The sequence below is a fragment of the Lutibacter sp. genome, assembly GCF_033723435.1.
In the GTDB taxonomy this organism is placed as follows: domain Bacteria; phylum Bacteroidota; class Bacteroidia; order Flavobacteriales; family Flavobacteriaceae; genus Lutibacter.
Genome location: NZ_JAWVXC010000001.1, coordinates 223,350 through 243,078, shown reverse-complemented (window position 1 = coordinate 243,078; position 19,729 = coordinate 223,350). Strand labels below are relative to the sequence as shown.

22 protein-coding genes and 2 tRNA genes are annotated in these 19,729 nt (G+C 28.4%); 4 read left to right on the top strand and 20 right to left on the bottom strand.

Annotated elements, in window-relative coordinates; all coding sequences use genetic code 11:
- The first annotated feature begins 78 nt into the window (after positions 1–78).
- A complete protein-coding gene (locus R3342_RS01105; RefSeq protein ID WP_318937790.1) occupies positions 79–3,513 on the top strand; it encodes an endonuclease in 3,435 nt (1,144 codons plus the stop codon).
- A gap of 66 nt (positions 3,514–3,579) precedes the next feature.
- Here the strand turns inward: R3342_RS01105 and R3342_RS01100 are convergent.
- Positions 3,580–3,663, bottom strand: a tRNA-Leu gene (locus tag R3342_RS01100).
- A 55-nt stretch (positions 3,664–3,718) separates the two neighbouring features.
- Positions 3,719–3,791: transfer RNA gene (locus R3342_RS01095), tRNA-Lys, on the bottom strand.
- 115 nt (positions 3,792–3,906) lie between these two features.
- On the opposite strand from R3342_RS01095, the gene R3342_RS01090 reads away from it, so the two are divergent.
- Complete coding sequence (locus tag R3342_RS01090) at positions 3,907–4,416, top strand: shikimate kinase (protein WP_318937788.1); 510 nt, start codon at positions 3,907–3,909, stop codon at positions 4,414–4,416.
- Here R3342_RS01090 and R3342_RS01085 read toward each other — a convergent pair.
- Genes R3342_RS01085 through R3342_RS01070 form a run of 4 tightly spaced genes read right to left on the bottom strand, consistent with a single transcriptional unit; the run spans position 4,408 to position 6,645 of the window.
- Entirely contained in the window at positions 4,408–4,905 is a 498-nt protein-coding gene (locus R3342_RS01085) for a phosphoribosyltransferase family protein (RefSeq protein ID WP_318937786.1), read from the bottom strand. The two genes, R3342_RS01090 and R3342_RS01085, sit on opposite strands and share 9 nt — an antisense overlap.
- A 7-nt stretch (positions 4,906–4,912) precedes the next feature.
- Complete coding sequence (locus R3342_RS01080; RefSeq protein WP_318937785.1) at positions 4,913–5,500, bottom strand: methyltransferase domain-containing protein; 588 nt, start codon at positions 5,498–5,500, stop codon at positions 4,913–4,915.
- A gap of 1 nt (position 5,501) precedes the next feature.
- Positions 5,502–6,287 (bottom strand): SDR family oxidoreductase, encoded by a 786-nt coding sequence (locus R3342_RS01075; protein ID WP_318937783.1) that lies wholly within the window; start codon positions 6,285–6,287, stop codon positions 5,502–5,504.
- Positions 6,277–6,645, bottom strand: coding sequence for an RNA-binding S4 domain-containing protein (locus tag R3342_RS01070; RefSeq protein WP_318937781.1), 369 nt, complete (start codon positions 6,643–6,645; stop codon positions 6,277–6,279). The genes R3342_RS01075 and R3342_RS01070 overlap by 11 nt, the downstream gene beginning before the upstream one ends.
- Before the next feature lie 80 nt (positions 6,646–6,725).
- Here R3342_RS01070 and R3342_RS01065 point away from each other — a divergent pair, with 80 nt between their 5' ends.
- The gene (locus tag R3342_RS01065) at positions 6,726–7,565 is read left to right on the top strand and encodes an FKBP-type peptidyl-prolyl cis-trans isomerase (protein ID WP_318937780.1); all 840 of its coding nucleotides are present in this window, start codon (positions 6,726–6,728) and stop codon (positions 7,563–7,565) included.
- Positions 7,566–7,595: 30 nt separating this feature from the next.
- On the opposite strand, the gene R3342_RS01060 is transcribed toward R3342_RS01065, so the two are convergent.
- The 6 genes from R3342_RS01060 to smpB form a co-directional block, all read right to left on the bottom strand.
- Positions 7,596–8,309 (bottom strand): outer membrane beta-barrel protein, encoded by a 714-nt coding sequence (locus R3342_RS01060; RefSeq protein ID WP_318937778.1) that lies wholly within the window; start codon positions 8,307–8,309, stop codon positions 7,596–7,598.
- A gap of 132 nt (positions 8,310–8,441) precedes the next feature.
- Positions 8,442–9,080 carry an outer membrane beta-barrel protein gene (locus R3342_RS01055; RefSeq protein ID WP_318937776.1) on the bottom strand — a complete coding sequence of 213 codons (639 nt, stop codon included), beginning with the start codon at positions 9,078–9,080 and terminating at the stop codon, positions 8,442–8,444.
- 46 nt (positions 9,081–9,126) lie between these two features.
- Complete coding sequence (locus R3342_RS01050) at positions 9,127–10,080, bottom strand: transketolase family protein (RefSeq protein ID WP_318937775.1); 954 nt, start codon at positions 10,078–10,080, stop codon at positions 9,127–9,129.
- 51 nt (positions 10,081–10,131) lie between these two features.
- Positions 10,132–10,713 carry a Maf-like protein gene (locus R3342_RS01045; RefSeq protein ID WP_318937774.1) on the bottom strand — a complete coding sequence of 194 codons (582 nt, stop codon included), beginning with the start codon at positions 10,711–10,713 and terminating at the stop codon, positions 10,132–10,134.
- A gap of 2 nt (positions 10,714–10,715) precedes the next feature.
- On the bottom strand, positions 10,716–11,624 hold the full coding sequence (locus R3342_RS01040) for a geranylgeranylglycerol-phosphate geranylgeranyltransferase (RefSeq protein ID WP_318937773.1): 909 nt from the start codon (positions 11,622–11,624) through the stop codon (positions 10,716–10,718).
- Positions 11,625–11,629: 5 nt separating this feature from the next.
- Complete coding sequence (smpB, locus tag R3342_RS01035) at positions 11,630–12,088, bottom strand: SsrA-binding protein SmpB (protein WP_318937772.1); 459 nt, start codon at positions 12,086–12,088, stop codon at positions 11,630–11,632.
- A 111-nt stretch (positions 12,089–12,199) separates the two neighbouring features.
- On the opposite strand from smpB, the gene R3342_RS01030 reads away from it, so the two are divergent.
- The gene (locus R3342_RS01030) at positions 12,200–12,841 is read left to right on the top strand and encodes an OmpW/AlkL family protein (protein WP_318937770.1); all 642 of its coding nucleotides are present in this window, start codon (positions 12,200–12,202) and stop codon (positions 12,839–12,841) included.
- 47 nt (positions 12,842–12,888) lie between these two features.
- On the opposite strand, the gene R3342_RS01025 is transcribed toward R3342_RS01030, so the two are convergent.
- The 8 genes from R3342_RS01025 to R3342_RS00990 all read right to left on the bottom strand — a co-directional run bounded on the left by R3342_RS01025 (position 12,889) and on the right by R3342_RS00990 (position 19,534).
- Entirely contained in the window at positions 12,889–13,401 is a 513-nt protein-coding gene (locus R3342_RS01025; RefSeq protein WP_318937768.1) for a phosphoglycerate mutase family protein, read from the bottom strand.
- A 112-nt stretch (positions 13,402–13,513) separates the two neighbouring features.
- Entirely contained in the window at positions 13,514–13,942 is a 429-nt protein-coding gene (locus R3342_RS01020; protein WP_318937766.1) for an Hsp20/alpha crystallin family protein, read from the bottom strand.
- Between the two features lie 277 nt (positions 13,943–14,219).
- Entirely contained in the window at positions 14,220–15,110 is an 891-nt protein-coding gene (locus R3342_RS01015; RefSeq protein WP_318937764.1) for a hypothetical protein, read from the bottom strand.
- Between the two features lie 70 nt (positions 15,111–15,180).
- Positions 15,181–15,870: a DUF6799 domain-containing protein gene (locus R3342_RS01010; protein ID WP_318937763.1), complete on the bottom strand. Its 690-nt coding sequence runs from the start codon at positions 15,868–15,870 to the stop codon at positions 15,181–15,183.
- 32 nt (positions 15,871–15,902) lie between these two features.
- Positions 15,903–16,271 carry a hypothetical protein gene (locus tag R3342_RS01005; protein ID WP_318937761.1) on the bottom strand — a complete coding sequence of 123 codons (369 nt, stop codon included), beginning with the start codon at positions 16,269–16,271 and terminating at the stop codon, positions 15,903–15,905.
- A 276-nt stretch (positions 16,272–16,547) separates the two neighbouring features.
- The gene (locus R3342_RS01000) at positions 16,548–17,420 is read right to left on the bottom strand and encodes a hypothetical protein (RefSeq protein WP_318937758.1); all 873 of its coding nucleotides are present in this window, start codon (positions 17,418–17,420) and stop codon (positions 16,548–16,550) included.
- Between the two features lie 57 nt (positions 17,421–17,477).
- Positions 17,478–18,137: a DUF6799 domain-containing protein gene (locus R3342_RS00995; protein ID WP_318937756.1), complete on the bottom strand. Its 660-nt coding sequence runs from the start codon at positions 18,135–18,137 to the stop codon at positions 17,478–17,480.
- Between the two features lie 167 nt (positions 18,138–18,304).
- Positions 18,305–19,534 (bottom strand): hypothetical protein, encoded by a 1,230-nt coding sequence (locus tag R3342_RS00990; protein WP_318937754.1) that lies wholly within the window; start codon positions 19,532–19,534, stop codon positions 18,305–18,307.
- Between the last annotated feature and the right edge of the window lie 195 nt (positions 19,535–19,729).

The following is a 19,729-nucleotide window of genomic DNA, read 5'->3' as shown; positions in this document are numbered from 1 at the left end:
TTAAAATTAGCTCAAATAATTTTTTAAAAATTAAAATTATCTTTAAAAAAAATATTTTATTAACTCAAAACCCCTTATATGAAAAAACTATTACTCTTATTTTTATTTATAACTTCAATAAGCTTTAGTCAACAAGCTTACTATAACGATGTTGATTTAACAGCTAATGGATTACAACTACGAGATAATTTAGCAACAAAAATTATTAATACCCATACACACTATTTATCTTATGCGGATGTCTGGGAAGCATTAAAAATTACAGATTTAGATCCAGCAGATCCAACTAATTCCAAAGTCCTTCTAATTTATGGATATAGTGATACTGATGGTAATTATGTCACAGATAGAACTAGAAGCAAAACTGCAAATGGAGGAACTGCAGGAACAGATTGGAATAGAGAGCATACTTATGCAAAATCACTAGGAAACCCAAATTTAGGTACCTCAGGACCTGGTTCTGACGCGCATCATTTAAGAGCTGCAGATGTTAGCTTTAACTCTCAAAGAAGTAGTAAAAAGTTTGCTGCAGGAACAGGTAATGCAGGCGATTCCAATGGAGGTTGGTATCCAGGGGATGAATGGAAAGGAGATATTGCTCGTATGATGATGTATATGTATTTACGCTATGGAAACCAATGTTTACCATCAGGAGTTGCTATTGGATCAACAAATGCCGTTGATTCTAATATGATTGATCTATTACTTCAGTGGAATGCAGAGGACCCTGTGTCACAGGAAGAAGATAATAGAAATGCATATTTAAGTGATGCAAATAATACATATGGACAAGGAAACAGAAATCCTTTTATTGACAACCCTTATTTAGCTACCAAAATTTGGGGAGGTCCTACGGCTGAAGATAGATGGAACACTGTAGCAGACACACAAGCGCCTACAACACCAACAAACTTAACAGCCTCAAATATAACCAGCACAACTGCAGATTTAAATTGGACAATATCTACGGATAATGTAGCGGTTACTTCTTATGATATTTATAAAGATGGTAATTATTTTGCTACTTCTACTTCAAATACCTATATTGTAACTGGGCTTACTCAAAATACTACATATAATTTTACAGTTTACGCAAAAGATGCAACTGGAAATACTTCAACAGTAAGTAATACAGCTATGTTTACTACTTTAGCAGGTACTGGAGGTGGAGGAGGAAGTTCTACTGAACTATTCATTTCAGAATATATTGAAGGATCTTCTTATAATAAAGCCATTGAAATTGCAAACTTTACTGGAAATTCAGTTGATTTATCGCAATATACTATCAAAAAACAATCCAATGGAGCGGGAGCTTGGTCAAGTGGGTTAGTATTAAGTGGTCAATTAACATCGGGAAGTGTTTTTGTTGCTGCAAATAGTAATGCAGTAACTGCAATAACATCTTTAGCTAATATTTTAAGTTCGGGAACCGAATTATCTTTTAATGGTAATGATGCAGTTGGATTGTTTAAAAATGGTATTTTAGTTGATATTATTGGCACCTTTAATGGAGGTACAGCTAATTTTGCAAAAGATGTAACTTTAAGAAGAAAAAACACAATAGTTTCACCAAATATAACTTATACAGTTAATGAATGGGATTCTTATCCAACAGATACTTTTGATGGATTAGGGAATCATTCAATTACAGGAGGAACACAAGATACACAAGCGCCTACAACACCAACAAACTTAACAGCCTCAAATATAACCAGTACTACTGCAGATTTATATTGGACAGTGTCTACAGATAATGTGGCGGTTACTTCATATGATATTTATAAAGATGGAGCTTATTTAGCCTCATCTTCAACTAATTCATATAGTTTAACAAATTTAGCTGTTGGAACATCTTATAGTTTTACAATAACAGCAAAAGATGCTGCAGGAAATGTTTCGACTACAAGTACCCCTTTAACAGTTACCACAATTGATACACAAGCACCTACAGCACCAACAAACTTAACAGCTTCTAATATAACTAGCACAACAGCAGATTTAACATGGATAGTATCTACGGATAATGTAGCGGTTACTTCTTATGATATTTATAAAGATAATGTTTATTTAGCCTCATTAGCTACTAATACCTATACTGCAACTGGGCTTACTCAAAATACTACATATAATTTTTCAGTTTATGCAAAAGATGCAGCTGGGAATATTTCAACGGTAAGTAATACAGCTACATTTACTACTTTATCTAACTCAGGTGGAGGAGGAAGTTCTACTGAACTGTTTATTTCAGAATATGTTGAAGGTAGTAGTAATAACAAGGCTATTGAAATAGCAAATTATACTGGAAGTTCGGTTGATTTATCGGTATATACATTAAAAAGAAATGTTAATGGAGGTACAACTTGGGGAACAGCATTACCTTTATCTGGTACGCTAGTTAACAATGATGTATTTGTAATTGCTAATAGTTCTTCATCAGTATCTATTTTAAATGTATCTAATTTAACTTCTAGTGCTGATGCAATGCTTTTTAACGGTAATGATCCTGTTGGTTTGTTTAAAAATGGAGTTTTAATTGATATTGTAGGCCCTTTTAATGGAGGCACAGCTAATTTTGCAAAAGATGTTACTTTACGTAGAAAAAGCACAATAGTTTCCCCAAATACAACATATACAGTTAGTGAATGGGATTCTTTTCCAATGGATACTTTTGATGGTTTGGGAACGCATTCAATTACAGGAGGAACTCAAAATACAAATGTACTTTTCTCCAATTCTTTTGAAACTGGTTGGGATGGCTGGATTGATGGAGGTACGGATTGTTATAGAATTAATAGCGCTAAATCATTTGATGGTAATTATTCTATACGAATTAGAGATAATTCTGGAACTCAATCGGCAATGACTTCTAGCTCATATGATGTTTCTGCATATGATAACTTAGAAATTAAATTTAATTTTTATAGTTATAGCATGGAAGCTAACGAAGATTTTTGGCTTCAATATTTTGATGGTGGATATTGGAAAACAGTGAAAGCTTTTGTAAGTGGTGTTGATTTTACTAATGATACTTTTACTGCTGAAACCATAAATATATCTTCAGCTACCTATAATTTCCCTGTGGATGCACAATTTAGGTTTCAATGCGATGCAAGCTCTAATTCAGATGAAATTTATATAGATAATGTTATAGTAACAGCAAGTTCAGGAGTTGTAGCAGCTGCAAAAAATAATATTAAAACGATTGCTAAAAAGCAAATTTCATCTGTTAGTAATAATTTACCAGAGATTGAAGATATGGGAATTTATCCTAACCCTGCAGTAACTAATAGCGTTTTAAAAGCTGAAATTGATATTGAAGATGCTATTGTTAATGTTCAGGTAAAAATAATGAATCTTCAAGGAAGATTGGTTAAAGTATTGAATTTTAAAAATGTGAAAAGTGAGTTTTTTGAGAAAAATTTACAATTAACTAATATTGAAAGTGGTGTGTATTTTGTAAATATTTCTACAAATAATGGACTTTCAATTACCAAGCGATTAATCGTAAAATAATAAAAAAGGATTATAAAAAAGGCTTCAAAGTTTTATTTTGAAGCCTTTTTTATTTAGCTAACCTCGTGCACATAACAGGAGTCGAACCTGCACGAACAATTGTTCACTGCCCCCTCAAGGCAGCGCGTCTACCAATTCCGCCATATGTGCTATTTAATAACTAATTTAAATAAAAAAAGTTAAGCGTTTAAACTTAACTTTTTTGTGACCTGGCTGGGGCTCGAACCCAGGACCACCTCCTTAAAAGGGAGGTGCTCTACCAACTGAGCTACCAGGTCAATAATGTACCTCATTATTGCGAGTGCAAATATACTATCTAATCTTTAGATTGCAAGTTTTTTATTATAGTTTTTTAAACGATATTTGTTATCGTTATTTTTAAAGTAAATTTTTATGAAAATAGTTTTAATTGGTTATATGGCTAGTGGAAAATCTGTAGTAGGAAAATTGCTTTCATCAAAAATGAATATTGATTTTGTGGATTTGGATGCATATATTGAAAATCAAGAAAAAATGTCTATTGCCAATATATTTTCAAAAAAAGGAGAGATTTATTTTAGAAAAGTAGAAAGTTTGTATTTAGATCAATTATTAAAAGTAGATAAAAACTACATTATATCTACTGGAGGAGGAACTCCTTGTTATGGAAATAATTTGAAGGAGATTAAAAGCTCTGCAATATCCATATATTTAAAAGCTTCTATTAACGTAATTTATAATAGGTTGTTACATGAAAGTGAACAACGACCAATAGTTTCTGAAATACCAAAAAATAAATTAGAAGAGTTTATTGCTAAACATTTATTTGAAAGAAGGTCTTTTTACGAACAATCCAATTTTACGGTTGATGTTAACGATAAAACTATAGATGAAATAGTTACTGAAATTAGGCAGTTAGTCTAAAACAGCAAAAGCTTTATCTTTTTCAAAAACTATAGAAACATGTTCTTTCATAGAAGTTGAAAGTGAAATTCCTTTAAAATCGGCTTTTACAGGATATTTTTTATGATTTCTATTAACCAAAACGGCGGTGTTAAATCGTTTTAAAGGAACCTCTAAAAAATGTTTTACTCCATACATTAAAGTAGTTCCGGAGTTTAAAACATCATCAACTAAAATTAGAGCTTTATTTTTATATAAGTCTTCACTTACATCAGTGTTTATAGGTTTTATAGGCTTTTTTTTATCCATTAAAACCTCAACTAAAATAACTTTAATAGAAGAAATGTTTTCAATTATATTGGCAATATTTGTTGCGAAAATATATCCATTTCCATGAATGCCAGCTACAACAATTTCTTTTTCATTCCAATTAGCTTCATAAATTTGATATGCAATTCTTTTGGTTTTGTTTTGAATTTGCTCGTTGGTTAAAATTATGGATTGTTGCATAGAAAAATTATTTTCGTTCAAAGATAAAAAAGAATTCTCTTTCTTTTCTTGGTTTTATAGAATTATGACTTTTTTCTAAAGTTTTTATGTTAAATAACTTAGAAAATAATGTCAAGTATTCATCTTTCGATCCTCCAAACGGAGGTCCTTCATTAGTTAATTCAAAATCAAATAATAACCCTACTAATTTTCCACCTTTTTTTAATAAGCTTTTCATTTTAGTTACATAATTACTTCTAAAATGAGGATCTAAAGCACAAAAGAAAGTTTGTTCAATAATTAAATCATAAGTATTATTATGGTCAAAAAAATCTTGATTAATTAAATTTTCTTTTGGAAAATCTGGAATTTTTTCTGCTAAGTTTTTTAACGGAATTTCTGCTATATCAATTACAGTTATATTTTTGAATCCTTGATGATATAAATATTCTACTTCATGACCATTTCCGGCACCAGGAATTAATATACTTATGTTTTTATTTTTTAACTGATTTGTGTATTCTTTAATAGGAGTGGAGATATACCCAATATCCCAACCAGTTTTATTATTGAGGTATTTGTTTTCCCAATAAGTTTTATCAAATCTTGATTTCATTTTAAAGCGATTTAATTAAGCCTCCATCAATAGGCAAATTAGTTCCGGTGATGTACGATGCATATTCAGAAGCTAAAAAACTAACTAAATAACCAAATTCTTCTGGTTTTCCTAATCTTTTCATAGGAACGGAATCCGTTAATGATTTTAAAATTGAATCAGAAGTAATTCCTTTAGATTTCGCTTGTAAAGCATTTAATTCTTTAATTCGTTCTGTATCAAAAAGGCCAGTTAAAATATTGTTTACCGTAATACCATTAGCCGCAACACTATTTGAAAGTGTTTTAGCCCAAGTAGTTACTGCTGCTCTTATAGAATTTGATAAAACTAAATGTTCCAAAGGTTCTTTTACAGTTAAAGATGTTGCATTAATAATTCTGCCGAAGTTTTTCTTTTTCATATTATCAATAGCTAACATGGTTGTAAAAACTACCGATTTAAATAATAAATCGAATGCTTGTTGATATTCATCTATATTCTTTTCAAATACATTGCCTCCTTTTGGTCCATTAGTATTATTAATTAAAATATCTACGGTATTTAATTTAAAATAATTAGTAATTATGTTTTTATAAGAATCGAAATCTGTAAAATCTACTACTAAAATTTTATGATTTTGGTAGTTATTTATGTTTAATTCTGACTTAACTTTTTCAAGTTTCTCTTTATTACGAGCCATTAAAGTCACTTCAGCGCCGCATTTAGCTAATTGTAAAGCAATAGCTTTTCCTAATCCTTGAGTACTTCCGCCAACTAGTGCTTTCTTGTTTTTTAAATTAATCTTCATTTGTATAATCTTCTATATCTCTTCTGTCTTTTTTTGTTGGTCTTCCAACTCCTTTTTTTCTATAATAATCTTTTGAGTATTTCAGTAATTCTACTTTATCAAACTCTTCTTTAGGAGTAATATCTTTTCTGTAGATGTCTACTAATTTTGCACCAACACGATTTGTAGGAATATCTAACACTTCTATCTGATAATTCATCTGGTTTTTCCGGATAGTTAATTTATCACCATTAAATACTAATTTGGATGGTTTGGTTGAAGTATTATTTATTTTAACATGCCCTTTTTTACAAGCTTCAGTAGCAATATTTCTGGTTTTATAATATCTAATGCACCATAAGTATTTATCAATTCTCATATAATAAAGTTAAAATTTTACTTTTATCTTTCGTCAAAGATAGGAAAATAGTATCTTGCGACCTCTAAAAATTAGAACGAATGAATTTTAAAAATTTACTTATAATAATTGCATTAGGGTTATTTATTTTTTCATGTAATAAAAGTAATAATACTACTTCAACTTTTGATGCTGCCCAACAGGCAATTGATGATGATGCTACTCTTGTAGAATATTTACAAACACATTATTTGAATGATGCAGATGGGGGTATTTGGACGATAACTAATGGAGAAACACCATTAATGGACCAAGTTGAAACTGAAAATATTACTAAAGATGATATTAATTATAAATTATATTATTTAAAAGAAACAGAGGGAGTAGGAGATGCCGCGGAAAAAATAGACTCTGTTTTTGTTGATTATACAGGAATGTTAACTGATAGCACGGTATTTGATTCTAAAAAATCTATATGGTTTGATTTAACAAGTATTTTATATTCAGGTGGTGCAACCGGGTTTGCTTATGGAATGGAAAATTTCAAGGGAGGTACTAAAGTAATTAACCCTGATGAATCATTTTATTATGAGAACTCAGGTAAAGGTATTATTTTTATGCCATCTGGATTAGGGTATGGAAATATAGCCCAATCCGTAATACCTACAAATTCTCCTTTAATTTTTCAAATCACATTGAATGCAGTTAATGAATCTGACCATGATAATGACACTATTTTATCCAAAAATGAAGATGTTAATGGAGATGGGGATTTAAGTAATGACGATACAGATGGTGATGGAGTTGCAAATTATTTAGATGTAGATGATGATAATGATGGTATTCTAACAAAAGATGAAGACGCAAATGGAGATGGAAATCCTTTAAATGATGATACAGATGGAGATGGAATTCCAAATTATTTAGACGCTGACAGTTAAAAAAAAGCTTCTCAATCGAGAAGCTTTTTTTTAGTATAAACAATTGTGTGCATGCCACTTAGTTTTTGATCTTCTTCTTTCAGGTTTATTAAAAGAAATAAGTGGAATGCTAATAGTTAATTCTATTTGGCTTGGATTGTAGGAGTCTAAATAAGCAACATTAGTACCATAAGTTGCTCTAACAATATCTACACGTTGAGATTTTTCTTGGGTAATTCCATAGGTATAACGAAGGTCTACAATAGCTAAATCAAAATCTAACTGAAAACCAGCATTAATTCCTATTACAGATTTTTCGAAAAGAATAGGGGATTCTACTCCTTCAAGAACTATTTCATTATTCATTTTGTAATTTGCTCCTAAATATATAGAAGCAGGTCTAAAAAATCGATATCCAAAAAGCAGGGGAATATTTATAGTTTTAGCTTTCCAATTGGAGGTTTTTAAAGCTAAAGGATAACTATTATTTAATTTTGTAGTGTTAATTTCTGTTTGAATGTAAAATTTGTTAAAGTTAATTTTAGCAAATAGTCCAAAAGTTAAACCAATTTTACCGTTGGCTTTATAATTATAATCATCAATAGGTGTTACATTTAAGCCGCCTCCAGATGCAGTTCCTAAATGAAATAAATCACCGATGTTATTATAATTTATACCGCCTTTAAGTCCAATGTTAATTTCTTGACTTTTAACAGTATAAATAGTTAAAATATAAAAAACAAATAGTAGGGTTTTCTTTATCATTTTTGGTTGGGGTTTTGTTTTATAAAAAATAAATATATAAAATAAAATGATATTATGTAGTAAAGTTATTATATTTATAAATAAGAAAGGCTCCATTATTGGGAGCCTTCTATCATTAAATTAATTTTATTTTTAATGTTTATTTGTATTGGATAGTCTATAAGATAAACTGAAAATAATTTGTTCAGGTCTAGTATCTAACCTATATGTAGGAATTGTTCCTCCTAAAATAAGTTCCTTAAATTCTGCTTCATTTTTACTTAAACCTCTTTCGTATCTAATATCTAATCCTAATTTACCAAGTTCAATCGAGGCTCCAATATTTAATCCAACAGTAAAATTATTTTTAATATTTTCATAATTTAAACCTTTGAAATCGTTTTTTAAAACATATTGAAAAGCTGGACCTGCAAATACATTTAAAGGACCTATTACTTTAAAACCAACTAAAACAGGGACGTCTAGTTTTGAGAGTTTATAATCATTAGTTTGAGAATTTAATTCATACTCACTTGTGGTTTTTGTATAAACAAGTTCGGGTCTAATATAAATAGCTCCAAGATCTAATTTACCATAAAAACCAACATTAAAACCTGATTTTCCTTTTCCTTTGTTGTCAATTAAGTTTGTTCCTGTATCACTAATTATCTGCGTAAATTTTCCATTTGAGTTATAACTTATTCCGGCTTTAATACCATAGCCACTTTGTGCTGAAGTGAAATAAATGATTCCTAAAAAGGCAAATAAACTTAGTACAATTCTTTTTTTCATAAATTTTATTTTTAGATTACTTATGTTAAACGAAAAGATAGCTGAATTATTTTCTTTTTATAACTTTATTAACGGCTTTAGTAATGGCTTTATCATTTAATCCATATTTTTCCATTAATTCAGCAGGAGTTCCAGATTCTCCAAAACTATCATTTACAGCTACAAATTCTTGTGGAACAGGATTTTGTTCTGCTAAAACTCTAGCAACACTTTCTCCTAAACCTCCAAATTTATTATGCTCTTCAGCAGTTACAATACAACCAGTTTTAGCAACGGATTTTAAAATAGTATCTTTATCTAATGGCTTAATGGTATGAATATTAATAACTTCTGCACTAATTCCTGATTTTTCAAGAATTTCTGAAGCTTGTAATGCTTCCCAAACTAAATGCCCTGTTGCTACAATAGTAACATCATTACCTTCTGTCAATTGGATAGCTTTTCCAATTTCAAATTTTTCACTTTCAGGCATAAAAACAGGAACTTTTGGTCTTCCAAATCTTAAATAAACAGGACCAACATGTTCTGCAATAGCCAATGTAGCAGCTTTAGTTTGATTATAATCACAAGTATTAATTACGGTCATTCCTGGAAGCATTTTCATTAAACCAATGTCTTCTAAAATTTGATGTGTAGCGCCATCTTCGCCTAAAGTTAATCCGGCATGTGAAGCACATATTTTTACATTTTTTCCAGAGTATGCAATAGATTGTCTAATTTGATCATAAACTCTTCCAGTAGAAAAGTTTGCAAAAGTACCTGTAAAAGGAATTTTTCCGCCAATAGTTAATCCGGCTGCAATACCCATCATATTTGCTTCAGCAATACCTACTTGAAAAAACCTATTTGGATGATTTTCAATAAATTTTTCCATTTTTAGTGAGCCTACCAAATCGGCACAAAGTGCAACAACATTTTCATTTGTTTCTCCTAATTCTGCTAATCCTGCTCCAAAACCTGATCGCGTATCTTTTTTTTCTGTAAACGTATATTTTTTCATGTATATATTTATTAAAAATCGGTCAAAATTAAGCTATTTAAAACTAACAAACTAAAAATTAATTAATTCTTCATAAAGTTTATCAATTGGCAATCCCATAACATTAAAATAACTACCTTCTAATTTAGTAACTCCAATAAAACCAATCCATTCTTGAATACCATATGCTCCAGCTTTATCAAGGGGATGATATTTTTCTACATAATAATTTATTTCGTTTTCCGATAATTCTTTAAAATAAACCTTAGTGATTGAGGAAAATGTTTTTTCTGAATTTATAGTTTTAATACAAACTGAAGTTATTACTTCATGCATTTTGCCTGATAATAAACTCAACATTTTAACTGCATCTTCTTCATTTTTTGGTTTTTCTAAGGAATTATTATTTAGCCAAACAATAGTATCTGCAGTTATAACAATTTCATTAGTATTTAATTCATTTTCAAAAGGTTTTGCTTTTAATTTTGCTAAATAATTGGTAATAGCCATACCTTTTAAATTTGAAGGATAATGTTCATTTACATGTTTTACTTTTACAGTAAAAGGAATATTTAATTCTTTGAATATCTCCTGTCTTCTAGGAGAAGATGAGGCTAGTACTATTTTATAATCTTTAAGTTTATTTGCTAACATTTTTATTTTATTAAGGATATAATTATAATTGAGTTAATTCCTAGAAACATAATTATTTTTAGAAACACACTTATTTTATGTGTTTTTTTATAGGATTTTAGTTTCCATAACTTAAATGAAATATAAATTAACGGAACAAGACAAGTTGCTGATAGATAAATGGTTAAAACTAAATAATGAATATCTAAATTTAGAATAATAAGTAATAGTAAAAAAATGGGTATTAATGTTAATATAGAAACTGCTTTTAGAATTCTTTGTACACCAAAAATAATTGGTAAAGTTCTCATATTTAATTTATAATCCCCTTTTATATCTTCTAGATCTTTAACTAATTCTCGTATTAAATTAATAAAAAAGGAAAATGTTGAAAGCGCATATATAATTATAATTGTAATGTATTGATTAATATTTTCTATTTGATAATTTATATCTAAAATAGCAATTAAAAGCATACTAAACGCCACTAAAAAAGCTATTAGAAAATTTCCAATAAATGGTTTTGATTTTAAATATTTAGAATACCAATTTAATAGGAGAGAAGTTCCCATAAAAATAAAGATAAAGGAAGGCTTTTTAATATTTAAAGAAAAAATAATTCCTAAAAAAACACCTATACTATTTATAAAAACATACAAGTTTTTGACTTTTTTAACCGATATAAATTTACTAACAATAATAGCGTCTGGTTTATTTATGATGTCTGTATTAACATCATTGATATCATTAATTATGTAGCCAGCAGCTGTTATAAATATAATGGCAGACCAAAACAACAGGAATTGAACAGTAGTTAGGTTAGAAGCAGTATTTAAACTTGGAAATAATAAAAATTTAACTAAAAAAAACACATAGGTAATTAGTAACAAATTTTTCCACCTAATCAAGTTTAAAAAATGCACTAATTTCATTTTGGCTAATTAAAATTCTTTTTTAATCTTGATAAATTAATTTTATTTTCCCTATCTCTTATTACTTCTCTTTTGTCGTAATTTTTCTTCCCTTTACACAAGGCAATTTCTAATTTTGCCCAACCCTTATCTGTTAAAAATAATTTAAGTGGAATTATTGTTAACCCAACATTTTGAACTTCTTTTTGTAATTTTTTTAGCTCTTTTTTATTTAATAACAGTTTACGTTCACTCTTGGGTTTGTGGTTATAAGCATGGCCATATATATATTCTTCAATAAACATATTAATTACAAATAATTCACCATTTTCACTAAACTCACAAAAGCTTTCTGTAATACGCGCTTTACTAGCTCTAATAGATTTAATTTCAGTACCAGTAAGCTGAATTCCAGCAATGTATTTATCTAGAATTTCATATTCAAAACGAGCCTTTTTATTTTGTATGTTTATTTTCTTCTGCATAATATTATTGTAAATGTAAATCATTTAAAATTTCAATAACCATGATAAATATCATTTTTTTTTATTTTAAGCTATTTATGTTTGCAAAATTATTAATTAAAATTCACAATAATGAAAAAATTACTATTAAGTACTATTACAATTGCATTACTTACAATAAGTGTTAATGCACAAGAGAAAAAAGCAGAATTTAATAAATGGCAAGCACGTTTTAGAATTATTTCTGTGCAACCAGATCAAAAAGCAACAATAGAAACCATAGGAGGAAATGTTGACATTTCTAATACTATAGCTCCAGAACTAGATTTTACGTATTTCTTTAGCAAAAATTGGTCAGCTGAATTAATTTTGGGAACAACTAAACATGATGTAAAAGCTATTTCTACAGCTGTTGGTGATATTGAATTAGGTAATGTTTGGTTATTACCACCAACTTTAACTTTACAATATCATTTTGCAACAGAAGGATTAAGACCTTATTTAGGAGCAGGTTTAAATTATACCATATTTTACAATGCAGATCAAGGGCCAACAGCTGACAATGTTAGTTACGATAATTCTGTTGGAGTTGCTTTTCAAGGAGGTTTTGATTTTGACTTAAATGAAAAATGGTTTTTAAATTTTGATGCTAAATATATATTATTATCAACTACTGCAACTGTTGATGCAACAAGTGCTTTAGGAGCAACTGTTAAGGCAGATGTAGATATTAATCCGTTAATAATTGGAGTTGGAGTTGGAATGAAATTTTAACTTCACTAGTTTACTATAAATAAAAAAGCCACTTATTGTGGCTTTTTTTATAAATCTATTTTCAATAAAACAGAAGTTTTAGAATTTTCACTAACCGTAACTATATATAAATTAGAATTATTAGAATCATCAATTTCTGGATATTTATTTTCGCCTATTATTTTATTTGCAAATAAAGGAGTAGTATTACTATGACCAACAATTAAAACATTTTTTCCTTTAGTACTATTTTTAAAGCTTACGGAATATAAATTTAAAGGATTGTAAATTTCAATAGAAACTTTATTAGTATCAGCAGTTGGTTGTGCAGTTTGTTTCGTTCTTTTATAATTTGTAACATAAATTTTATCAAACTTTATGTTTTTAAATGTCGAAGCCCATTTTTGTGCTCTTTTTAATCCAATTTCTGTTAATTCAGGATCTTTATTGCTAGGATTAGTTCTGTTTTTTTCAGCATGACGAATTAAATAATAGGTTGTTGTTTTATTTTTTTCTTTTTGAGAGTTCATAGTTAAAACATAGCTTAAACTAATACATAAAATTAAAAAATATTTCATCATTTTAATATGTTTGCTACTAAGATAAATAAAAAAACTCCTTTTAAATCGGTAAAAGGAGTTTTTTAATAAATATACTAAAATAAGTGTTTTTCAAATTAAGCTCTATCTAAATTTATTCAACTTCAATTAATTTTGGAGGAATTGGTTTTGCTTCTTCCTTTTTAGGTATAGAAATTAGTAATTCACCATTTTTATAGCTTGCAGTTATTTTTTCACTAACTATAACATCTTTAGGTAAATTAAAACTTCTTTCAAACGATTGATAACTATATTCTTTTCGAGTATATTTATCATTAATATCTTCATTTTTTGACGTTTTTTCAGAAGAAATGGTCAAAATATCATTATCTAAATTTATTTTAAAATCTTTTTTGTCCATACCTGGAGCAGCTACTTCAACCGTAAATTCATTTTCATTTTCTTTAATGTTTACAGCCGGTAATGTTGTATTAGTATCAGAATAATTAGATAAGGACCAATCTTTTAAAAAATCATCGAAAATACTTGGCATTACAGGAATGCCACTGCTTTTTACTAACATAATTTTATATTTTAAGGTTAAACATTATTTTTAATACTATTAAATAGTTTACTCCAAAAAAAATACCAAGTTCAAAAAAATGACAAAATTTCATAAAAAAATAAATAAAATGTCTTTTTGACAACTGGTTGTTAGATACTTATTTGTTAGATACTTATAAAAATAACTCCCTTTAGCATTCACTAAAAGGAGTTATTACAGTTTGCATCTATTTATCACATCAACTCAAAATGTACAAACCATATTTACTAATGTTTTGGAGTTTTGCATTCTTTCATTAAAACGTATAAGTTAAACCTACTACCCAATAAAAAGTTTCTTTTAAATTTTCTTTAATAACCGTTGTTTCATCCATTAACAAAGTTGCTTCGTTTTGAGGAAATACTACAGCAGGTATAAATGAAATTATAAATGAATTTTCAGTGTACCACATTGGCATACTTAATTCATAAGCCATTATATTAAATTTTTGACCTTCTTGTATTGCAATAGTTGTTGCATCAGTAATTGTACCTACTGAACCAGCACCGTTACCACTACCACTACGAATTTTACTATTTATATAATATTCTTCATAAAAATTTTGTGATCCTAAATAAGCACCAATAGTAGGTGAAATTTGAAATTTTTCATTAGAAGAACTAAAATCATGACTTATTTCTGAGGATAAAAAGAAATCGGTATTACTATTTTTGTTAAAATAGGAGCTTGCAGATACGGATAAATTAAAAACATTAAAATCATAATCTAAACTTGCTGTTAAATCAGCTTGAACATCAGAAATAACATTATAGCTATCATTATTAAAAAAATATTTTGTTACAGATAAATCACCTGAAAAATCATTAACCGAAAAATCAATACCAGCAGTTAGTAAAAACAAGTCAATTCTACTTTCATTTGCTTTTGTTAAGTATGAAAAAGAACCTTTTGCATACAAACCAGATTTATGATGATATAAAACTGAAGGATATAAATACGGAGCTGAAATAGAATCTTTTCTTCCCATAAAAACAGCATCACTTATATAGTTTATTGATATTAAACCATAAGATACTTTGTCATTATTCTTTTTTTTAGAAGAGCTTTTATCGTATTGAGCAACCAATGTATTACTGGCAAATATGAGCCATGCCATAATTATAAGTCTAAGTTTTATATTCTTCATTATTGATGATTTTAAATTAAATTAAAAAAATGGGTTTTAAGTTTAAAACCCATTTAATAACTTCTACTTTTTATTTTCTACCAACACCTTTTTTAATGCTTTTTTTTACATTAACTTTCTTTTGAACACTTTTTTTAATCATGTTTTTTTTGACGTTCATATTTTTTTTAGCATTCATGTTTTTATTTGCAATCTTTTTTTGATGCATATAGGTGTTTTTAAATTTTTCACCATCTATATTTAAACACTCACCATCTTTTAATCTCAACTGTGCCATATTTTGATTTTGATAGGTGCCATCAGGATTAACAACTGTACCATTATTTAGTTTAAATTGGTTTTGTAATTTATTTTGTGATTGGGTTTTTAATTGATAAACCTCACCATCTATCATCATTAATTGATATCTATTTTGATTACGAGCTTGAGCTTGTTCTGGTGTTAAATTTTTATCTTCTTGTTTAATTTTATAGCGATATTGATATTCATTTTTATAGAAATTACCATCACTATCTAAACATGAGCCATCACGTAAACGCAATCTATCTTGATCTTTTGTAATGTATGTACCGTCAGGATTAACAACAGTACCATCATTTAAAGCTATTTTATCGTGTAGGCGAATTTGATCTTGATCTCTAATTTGTAAAACATCACCATCAACTAGCATTAAACGGTCACGAGTTCTATCTTGATCTTGAGCTACTAATCCTATAGTTCCTAAAACTATAAACATTAAGGAAAACATTATTTTTTTCATCTTGTTATTATTTTAATTATTATTCAATACTTTTAAAACTTAAATAAATTCATAAGTTGTTGGTATAAACTAGGGGAGTCTAAACATGATCCATCTTTTAATCTAATTCTATCCATATCTTGATCTCCAGTACAATCTTCATCAAGACAAGATCCATCTTGTAGTTGTAATTTAATTTTGTCTTGATCTCCACTTGTAACACCTAATGTAGTTAAATCGATACACGATCCATCGCGTAAGCGTAATTGTAATTGATCTTGATCACCAACTATTACTACGCTACTTTCTGTATCTAAACAAGAACCATCACGTAACTGTAATTTATCTTGTATTCTGTCTTGAGCTGTTAAAACTATGGTTCCCATAACCATAAGAATTAAAAATGAAACTAATTTTTTCATCACATTAAAAATTTATATTTATAAAATTATTTTAAATACAGTATTTAATTTAGTGAGAGATTATAATTTAAAATAAAGAGAATTATAATAATAGTATATTCTAAATTTTAAAGTCTCTGTGAGGTTAGACCTTCTGTAATTAAAAAAGTTTGCCATGAAAAGAATTAAATAGTAAAATGTTAGTATGGATATTTTTTTAAAAGTATATAAAAGAAAACTCCTTTTAGATTTTGCTAAAAGGAGTTGTTATTGTGTTTGTTTATTATTTAAATTAGCTTAATTAAATGTATAAGTTAAGCCAACTATCCAATAAAAAGTTTCTTTTAAATTCTCTTTTACAACTGTTGTTTCATCAATTAATAGTGTTGCTTCATTTTCTGGAAATACTACTGCTGGTAAAAATGAAATTGTAAATGATTTTTCGGTGTACCACATTGGTAAACTTAATTCATAAGCCATTACATTAAATTTTTGACTTTCTTGTATTTCAATAGTTGTAATTGTAGTTTCAGTAACTCCACCAGTACCAGAACCGTTTCCAGAACCACCAGTACCTTGGCTACGAATTTTAGTGTTTATGTAATATTCTTCATAAAAATTTTGAGAGCCTAAATAGATGCCTGCAGTAGGTGAGATTTGAAATTTTGCATTAGAAGAGATAAAATCATGGCTTATTTCAGATGATAAAAAAATATCGGAACTACTACTTTTGTTAAAATATGAACTTGCTGTGGCGGATAAATTAACAATATTAAAATCGTAGCTTAACGTAGCAGTTAAATCAGCCTCAATATCTGAAATCACATTATAGCTATCATTATTAAAAAAATATTTTGTAACTGAAAAATCACCAGAAAAATTATCACTTGCAAAATCAAACCCTATTGAAGCTAAAAATAAATCAACTCTACTTTGATTTTCTTTAGTTAAATAAGATAATGATGAAGTTACATAAAATCCAGATTTATGATGATAAGTTAAACTAGGGTATAGGTAAGGAGTACTAATTGAATCCTTTCTACCCATAAAAACAGCATCACTTACATAATACATTGAAGTTGAAAGATATGATCCATTTTCATGCTTAGTATTTGTTTTATTACTTTTTGTTTGCCCTGTTAAATTATTATTTAACAGTATAACTAGCATAAAAATTATCAATTTTACTATTTTTAATACATTCATCATACTTTTAATTTCAAATGCTTATTTACCTTTTTTGATTTGGATCTTTTTTTGAATGTTTTTTTTAGGCATCTTTTTAAGAGCTTTCATCTTTTTTTGATTTACCATTTTTCTATGCATATATGTATTTTTATACATTTCACCATCCATATTTAAACATTCACCATCCATTAATCTAAGTTGTATTCTGTCCCTTTGATAGGTTCCATCAGGGTTTACAACTAATCCATTTCCTAAATTAAGTTGTTCACGAACTTGTTTTTGTACTTGATTTCTAATTTGATACAATTGTCCATCAATATTCATTATTTGAAATCTGTTTTGATTTCTAGCTTGAGTTTGTGCTTCTGATAACCCTTTGTTTTCTTGTTGAACTTTATATCTGTATTGGTATTCATTTCTGTATAAAATACCATCATTATCCAAGCAAGAGCCATCTTTTAATCGTAATTGTATGCGATCTCTTGTTTGATAAGTTCCATCAGGATTTACAACTGTTCCGTCATTTAAAGTAATTTTGTCTTTAAGTCGAATCTGATCTCTGTCTCTAATTTGAAGAAGGTCCCCGTCTACCAACATTAATCTGGTTTGATCACGATCTTGAATTTGGTCTTGATCTTGAGCTACTAACCCCATAGTTCCCAAAACTATAAAGGCTAAAAATAATATTATTTGTTTCATCTTACTTATATTTATATTATTAATATTTCAATTAAAATTATCCTTAAAATAAATTAACAACAATGATTAGTATCAAGTTTTCGTATGATGAAAATCAGTTTTTAAATTAAAAGCCCATTTTATTTTTTTAATAAAATGGGCTTTATTATTAGTTAAATAATCATTATCTAATGATTTCCGTGTCCTCCGCCAGATCCAGATCCGCTTCCTCCACCACTACCAGTAGTTTTTGGAACTATTAATATATCCATATATGTCAGATTATTTTGATGATCAATTATGCCAGTACCACCTCTTGAGCCTTCACCTGAATCACCACCATCGTCATCCTCTGAAGATGCAATAGTTTCTTCCTCTTCAATTGGTAATAAAATTTCAGTATTACTATCAAAGAAAGTATTTAAATTTGTAACATCATCAAAGCTAAAAGTGATTCTATAATATCCATCTCCGTCATTCATTTTTCTCATATTCCAAGTGTATCCATAAATAATTTTTCCTTTTACATTTACTTCAGCATTAAAATATCCAGGACCATCACTTGCTTCATATACAGCTAAATTATATAAAGGATTGTCATTTACTAAATCATCTTCAACATCGTCATTTTCTGTCCATCCATTTCCTTTGTTCCAAGTTAAATTTTGACCTATTCTTTCACCAAATTCATTATGTATATATAGATCTTCTAAATTTTTAACATTTAGTTTTTGAATAGTTAATCGTGCATTTGGTGTAAATACAGTAGCTATATCAGCTGGTCCGTAAACTATTTCATTAGCTAAAGTTGTTTGCAAGCCATGAACTTCATCTTCACCCCAACTATAGGTATGTCGCATAGCGTATTCTACAACCTCACCATCTCCATTATAAGAGGTTGTATTTTCATATAATACAATTTCTGTACGAACTTGAGATTTTAAACTCCAATCTATAGATTCTAAATTATCACCCCAATCTACACCATCAACATTAATAGGCACTGTTGGTATCCAATTTGTAGCTTGCCATTCATTGTTAAGATCTTTTTGAATGTACGCTTTGTATTCAGTTTCAATACAAGGAACAACATCGCCAATGTATGGTCCACAACTGTATAATGGTGCTTGAGGATCAATAGGATCTTCGCCCCAAACTCCCCACCAAGTTCCAGTTAAAGAAACTGTTCCCATAGTTCCTCTAAGATCTTTAGCTTCTCCATCAGACCAGATAACAGGGAACGATAAGTTATTACCTGCTGTCTCTTCTTCTGCAGTTACATTTTTCCCTCCTTTAGCATCTAATTCAACACTGTTGAAATTGACACCGTCTGAAATAATTTCGTCTTTTGTACATTGCGTTAAAAATAATGCTGCGGACATCATTCCAATACTTAAAAATAATTTTCCTAATTTCATAATATAAATTTTTTAATGTTAATAATTAATATATAGTTTTTACTGCTTAATGATTTACTATTTTCGCTTTACCATTAAAAAAAATTAAATACCGAAAGCATAACAAATCAAGTATGTAATTATGAAATTTGGAATGATTACTATCAATTTTGTGTATGATTAATATCAGGAGTAAAGATTTAATGTGTATTTAAT

Excerpts from the sequence above, each read along its gene's own strand:
- smpB (WP_318937772.1), bottom strand. The coding sequence starts at position 12,088 with ATGCAGAAGAAAATAAACATACAAAATAAAAAGGCTCGTTTTGAATAT.
- R3342_RS01010 (WP_318937763.1), bottom strand. The coding sequence starts at position 15,870 with ATGAAAAAAATAATGTTTTCCTTAATGTTTATAGTTTTAGGAACTATA.
- R3342_RS01070 (WP_318937781.1), bottom strand. The coding sequence starts at position 6,645 with ATGAGAATTGATAAATACTTATGGTGCATTAGATATTATAAAACCAGA.
- R3342_RS01060 (WP_318937778.1), bottom strand. The coding sequence starts at position 8,309 with ATGATAAAGAAAACCCTACTATTTGTTTTTTATATTTTAACTATTTAT.
- R3342_RS01000 (WP_318937758.1), bottom strand. The coding sequence starts at position 17,420 with ATGCTAGTTATACTGTTAAATAATAATTTAACAGGGCAAACAAAAAGT.
- R3342_RS00995 (WP_318937756.1), bottom strand. The coding sequence starts at position 18,137 with ATGAAACAAATAATATTATTTTTAGCCTTTATAGTTTTGGGAACTATG.
- R3342_RS01085 (WP_318937786.1), bottom strand. The coding sequence starts at position 4,905 with ATGCAACAATCCATAATTTTAACCAACGAGCAAATTCAAAACAAAACC.
- R3342_RS01015 (WP_318937764.1), bottom strand. The coding sequence starts at position 15,110 with ATGAAGAATATAAAACTTAGACTTATAATTATGGCATGGCTCATATTT.
- R3342_RS01065 (WP_318937780.1), top strand. The coding sequence starts at position 6,726 with ATGAATTTTAAAAATTTACTTATAATAATTGCATTAGGGTTATTTATT.
- R3342_RS01020 (WP_318937766.1), bottom strand. The coding sequence starts at position 13,942 with ATGTTAGTAAAAAGCAGTGGCATTCCTGTAATGCCAAGTATTTTCGAT.
- R3342_RS01055 (WP_318937776.1), bottom strand. The coding sequence starts at position 9,080 with ATGAAAAAAAGAATTGTACTAAGTTTATTTGCCTTTTTAGGAATCATT.
- R3342_RS01050 (WP_318937775.1), bottom strand. The coding sequence starts at position 10,080 with ATGAAAAAATATACGTTTACAGAAAAAAAAGATACGCGATCAGGTTTT.
- R3342_RS01080 (WP_318937785.1), bottom strand. The coding sequence starts at position 5,500 with ATGAAATCAAGATTTGATAAAACTTATTGGGAAAACAAATACCTCAAT.
- R3342_RS00990 (WP_318937754.1), bottom strand. The coding sequence starts at position 19,534 with ATGAAATTAGGAAAATTATTTTTAAGTATTGGAATGATGTCCGCAGCA.
- R3342_RS01045 (WP_318937774.1), bottom strand. The coding sequence starts at position 10,713 with ATGTTAGCAAATAAACTTAAAGATTATAAAATAGTACTAGCCTCATCT.
- R3342_RS01030 (WP_318937770.1), top strand. The coding sequence starts at position 12,200 with ATGAAAAAATTACTATTAAGTACTATTACAATTGCATTACTTACAATA.
- R3342_RS01090 (WP_318937788.1), top strand. The coding sequence starts at position 3,907 with ATGAAAATAGTTTTAATTGGTTATATGGCTAGTGGAAAATCTGTAGTA.
- R3342_RS01005 (WP_318937761.1), bottom strand. The coding sequence starts at position 16,271 with ATGAAAAAATTAGTTTCATTTTTAATTCTTATGGTTATGGGAACCATA.
- R3342_RS01040 (WP_318937773.1), bottom strand. The coding sequence starts at position 11,624 with ATGAAATTAGTGCATTTTTTAAACTTGATTAGGTGGAAAAATTTGTTA.
- R3342_RS01025 (WP_318937768.1), bottom strand. The coding sequence starts at position 13,401 with ATGATGAAATATTTTTTAATTTTATGTATTAGTTTAAGCTATGTTTTA.
- R3342_RS01075 (WP_318937783.1), bottom strand. The coding sequence starts at position 6,287 with ATGAAGATTAATTTAAAAAACAAGAAAGCACTAGTTGGCGGAAGTACT.
- R3342_RS01105 (WP_318937790.1), top strand. The coding sequence starts at position 79 with ATGAAAAAACTATTACTCTTATTTTTATTTATAACTTCAATAAGCTTT.